The sequence below is a fragment of the Methanobrevibacter sp. genome, assembly GCF_045116495.1.
In the GTDB taxonomy this organism is placed as follows: domain Archaea; phylum Methanobacteriota; class Methanobacteria; order Methanobacteriales; family Methanobacteriaceae; genus Methanocatella.
Map to the genome: position 1 here is coordinate 1 of NZ_JBGULU010000121.1, position 3,311 is coordinate 3,311.

A 3,311-nucleotide genomic window follows, 5' to 3' on the forward strand; every position below is an offset into this window, starting at 1 on the left:
GAAAAGACATATGATCAGGAAGTTTTGGAATATAAACCTAGACTTAGCTGGGCTAAGGATGTCTTTAAATTCTAATTTCTCTTCTTTTTTTTAAAATTTCATTCATTTACTAAAATTGCTTTGAATTTGCAAAATTGCAGGCATTTAAAACTGCTGATTTTAAATAGGATTATATCCTAATGGTTAATTTGAAGAAATAATCTGTTGGGAGTTATAATGTTGGATTTTGAAAAAATAGCTGAACTTTCATTCGTAACAATGGAACTTAATGAAACGGTCAGGCTTGAAAATGGTATGATAATAACAAGGGAAAATGTCTGTGAATTCATTAATAATGTATTTGACACTTAATTTCATGTGATGTAAAGTTTTTTATTTATATAATTTATATGATGGGAAAATAATATATTATTTTGAGGTGAAAAACAAATGCACTTTGATGACTTTGACAAGGAAATGAGAGTTTATGAAGAATCCCTTGACCAGTATGTTCCGCAAGATCAGTATATTGCAGTACGTCTTGACGGACGTTCATTTACACGCTTAACAAAAAGGGTATGCAAATTCAAAACTCCATTCGACGAGAAATTCAGAGATTTAATGACTGATACAGTAAAATCTCTTATGGAATCCGGTTTTAAGATTGTTTATGGATACACAGAGAGTGACGAGATTTCACTTTTGTTCCATCCAAGTGATAACACTTTCTCCAGAAAAACCAGAAAAATCAACACAACTCTTGCAGGAGAAGCCAGTGCAGCATTTTCACTTAAAATTGGTCAAATTGCAACATTTGACAGTCGTGTAGTACCGCTTCCTGATAAAAAAAGAGTTGGGGATTATTTCAGATGGAGACAGGAAGATTCCTACAGAAACTCTCTTAACGGATACTGTTACTGGACTTTAAGGGATGAAGGAAAAACAGCTTCTCAGGCTTCCAGAATCCTCAACGGTAAAGGTCCTAAATTCAAAAAAGAATTACTGGCCGAAAAAGGCATTGACTTTGACAGTGTTCCTGCATGGCAAAGATACGGATGCGGAATCTACTTTAAGGAAGTTGAAAGAGAAGGGTTCAACCCTATTAAAAACGAAAAAGTAATTACAAAAAGAAGAGAGCTTTTTGTTGATTATGAAATTCCATACGGAGTTGAATACAAGGATTATGTATTGGAATTTTTAGATGATGGTTAAAAACCGTCATCAATTTTCTTTTTTTGCATTTAATTGAAAATGTCGATGATTATTTTTTATCCAATGAAAATAGTATTATATGATAATGGTTAATATTAGAATAATGAATACTCTGTTTTAAAAATTAAATTGAATATTGGTTAATCTATATGTTAGGCATAAGCAAAGCTAAAGAATTCAAATGCAATGTGGAAAATGTCAGAAATGTACTTGTTCTTTCATTTATAGACAACGGTGCAAAAAGTTTGCTTGAAAGATTTTCATACGAAGAGGGATATTCAATTGAAGATGATATTTTATATGATCCCCATAAGTACATGAGGCTTACAAAAGAAGGAGAGATAAATACATTTTCTACAATCTATGAATTTGAAAATAATGAGTATTTAATTAATTTCACTAATTTTCCCACATACCTGATAAAGAATCAGGAATGCCTGTTGAATTCGGCTGACACCTGTCTGATAGTAATCAGCTCAACTGAAGAAAATGTCATTGAGAAATACACCGAACTGATACAATCTGTTATTAGAAATAAGATTAAACCTATTCTGATTATCAATAAGTTGGATATGTTAATTAGAATTTATGAAGATGATGAGATTGAACAGTTGGTTCGAAGGATTGCATATATCATGGCAAAAGTAAATGATATAATTGAAAAGGAAAGGGGCAGTGACGACTGGAATATAGAAGTGGAAAAGGGCAATGTCATTTTCGGATCTGCGACTCATGGCTGGGGTTTCAACAGGGAAGTGTCTGAAAAAACAGGAATTGAATTTAAAGAGATTCAGCAAACTGTGAAAAATAGTATTTACACAAATCTCGATGAGAAAATACCGATTAGTAAAGCAATATTTGAATGTATAATTGCCAATTCTCCAGTAACATCAAAGTCCCTTACTTATAGGCTTCCGATAATCTGTAAAAATGAAATTGGTACAGATATGGCCGAATCAATGATTGATGCAGACCCTGAGGGTCCATTAATTGTGATGTTTTTTGGTGAAAAGCATTCTGAAATATTTCCCAAATCAATCTATTGTAGAATTTTCAGCGGCACACTTAAAAAGGGTGATGAAATTCATTTAATGAACTCCCTGGAGACAATAAAAGTTATGCATACTTTCATATATGACGGACCCCATCAATTTGCATGCGATGAAATTCCTGCCGGCAAAATGGGTTCTATAATGACAGATAAAGACGTTTTATTGGGAGAACTGTATTTTCTTTAACTGTACAGTCAATTTTCAAAAAAGTAAAGATTGCATTAATATGTTTAACAAAAAAAATTAATAGCAAAATCAATATAATATGATTTGGTGAGTAAATGTCTTTTAGTTTGGAAAGCATTGGAATGGAAAAAGAAGCAAGATATGAAGCTATTTTCACTACCATGAACAATGCGGGTGAAATGAATGCAGCTCCAATAGGCGTAAAATGCATAAATGATTATGACATTGCGGCACGTATTTTTGATGGAAGCAAAACCCTTGAAAACATCAGACAAACAAAAATGTTTGTTGTAAACATTACGCAAAATCCTCAAATTTTTGCCGATTCATTATATGACAATCTGGATAATCTCAAATTTGTAAAGGATGATGACATAGCATATTTAAAAAATGCGGATGCATACTTCATTTGTCTTGTAAAGTCAATAGAGGAATTAGATGCTGAAGGGGATCATGTCAATGAAGGTGCCAAAAGCTATATTGTAGTGGCTGAAAACATTAAGATTACAATCAACAAAAAAGGTGCAAGAGCACTTAACCGAGGATTATACTCATTTTTGGAATCATTGATTGACTACTCTCGAGCAGATTTAGTTGATGAGGCAAAAAAAGAGGAATACAAGAAAAGATTCCTTGAAAATGAACGTGTTATCCAAAGAGTCGCCGAAAAGGATGTTAAGGAGTCCATGGCTAATCTAAGGGAAAAGATGATTGAAAAGGGATTGGATATATAGGTGATATCATGAGTGATAAGGAAAAAGTAATAGAAGCATTTAAAAATTCTGAAGAACCTTTAAACGCCAAAAAAGTCAGCGAACTTTCAGGCGTTGAGAAAAAGGAAGTAGACAAAATCATGAAAGAATTGAAAAAGGATGAAACAAT

4 protein-coding genes are annotated in these 3,311 nt (G+C 32.6%); all 4 read left to right on the forward strand.

The features are described 5' to 3' along the window. The first annotated feature begins 216 nt into the window (after positions 1–216). Positions 217–351, forward strand: a complete 135-nt coding sequence (locus tag ACJMLH_RS06540; RefSeq protein WP_405275924.1) for a hypothetical protein — start codon at positions 217–219, stop codon at positions 349–351. Between the two features lie 78 nt (positions 352–429). Next, complete coding sequence (locus ACJMLH_RS06545; RefSeq protein ID WP_405275926.1) at positions 430–1,191, forward strand: tRNA(His) guanylyltransferase Thg1 family protein; 762 nt, start codon at positions 430–432, stop codon at positions 1,189–1,191. Between the two features lie 149 nt (positions 1,192–1,340). Then, complete coding sequence (locus ACJMLH_RS06550; protein WP_405275928.1) at positions 1,341–2,429, forward strand: GTP-binding protein; 1,089 nt, start codon at positions 1,341–1,343, stop codon at positions 2,427–2,429. Positions 2,430–2,524: 95 nt separating this feature from the next. Further along, positions 2,525–3,163: a DUF447 domain-containing protein gene (locus ACJMLH_RS06555; protein WP_405275930.1), complete on the forward strand. Its 639-nt coding sequence runs from the start codon at positions 2,525–2,527 to the stop codon at positions 3,161–3,163. Positions 3,164–3,311 lie beyond the last annotated feature (148 nt).

What these genes read in the sequence shown, in the direction of transcription:
- ACJMLH_RS06550 (WP_405275928.1), top strand. Translation starts at nt 1,341, where the DNA reads ATGTTAGGCATAAGCAAAGCTAAAGAATTCAAATGCAATGTGGAAAAT.
- ACJMLH_RS06540 (WP_405275924.1), top strand. Translation starts at nt 217, where the DNA reads ATGTTGGATTTTGAAAAAATAGCTGAACTTTCATTCGTAACAATGGAA.
- ACJMLH_RS06555 (WP_405275930.1), top strand. Translation starts at nt 2,525, where the DNA reads ATGTCTTTTAGTTTGGAAAGCATTGGAATGGAAAAAGAAGCAAGATAT.
- ACJMLH_RS06545 (WP_405275926.1), top strand. Translation starts at nt 430, where the DNA reads ATGCACTTTGATGACTTTGACAAGGAAATGAGAGTTTATGAAGAATCC.